The following is a 621-nucleotide window of genomic DNA, read 5'->3' as shown; positions in this document are numbered from 1 at the left end:
AGCCATCCAGCTGCAGAATGCCGTCAAAGCCCTGCAGGATGCGCTCTGCGTTCTCGCCCGCACGGTCAGGCGCATAGGTGAAGACCACGCCGGGGGGATCGCCCCCGCCCCATGAGCGGTCATCGCGTGCCAGAGCCCAGAGGTAGCCCGTCTTCGTGCGTCCCCGGCCAGGATCGAGCACGGGTGCGGTCGTCTCGTCCATGAACAGCTTGCTCGACGTCTTCAGGTGTTCGGTCAGCCGATCGACCACCGGGCCGAGGTGGAAGGCGGCGGTGCCGACCCAATCGGCCAGCGTGCTGCGGTGAAGCTCGATGCCCGCCCGGGCAAGGATCTGGCTCTGGCGGTATAAGGGAAGGTGGTCGGCATACTTGCTGACGAGGATATGCGCGAGGGCGCCCTCGGTGGGCAGGCCGCCCTCGATCAGGTGTGCGGGTGCCGGTGCCTGGGACACCCCCTCGGCGCATCGACGACATGCATATTTGGGGCGCACGGTGACGATGACCCGCAGCTGTGCCGGCACGATATCCAGCCGCTCGGTCCGGTCTTCGCCGATCCGGTGCATCTCGCCACAGCCGCAGGGACAGAGCAGGCTGTCCGGCTCGATCACCCGCTCAACGCGGG

1 protein-coding gene is annotated in these 621 nt (G+C 67.6%); it reads right to left on the bottom strand.

From position 1 onward, the window contains the following. On the bottom strand, positions 1–621 hold a 621-nt coding region (gene tnpC, locus EG885_RS22370; RefSeq protein WP_131579076.1), incomplete at both ends, for an IS66 family transposase.

It is taken from the genome of Paracoccus nototheniae, from assembly GCF_004335005.1.
Lineage (GTDB): Bacteria > Pseudomonadota > Alphaproteobacteria > Rhodobacterales > Rhodobacteraceae > Paracoccus > Paracoccus nototheniae.
This window is presented reverse-complemented; position numbering and strand designations above follow the sequence as displayed.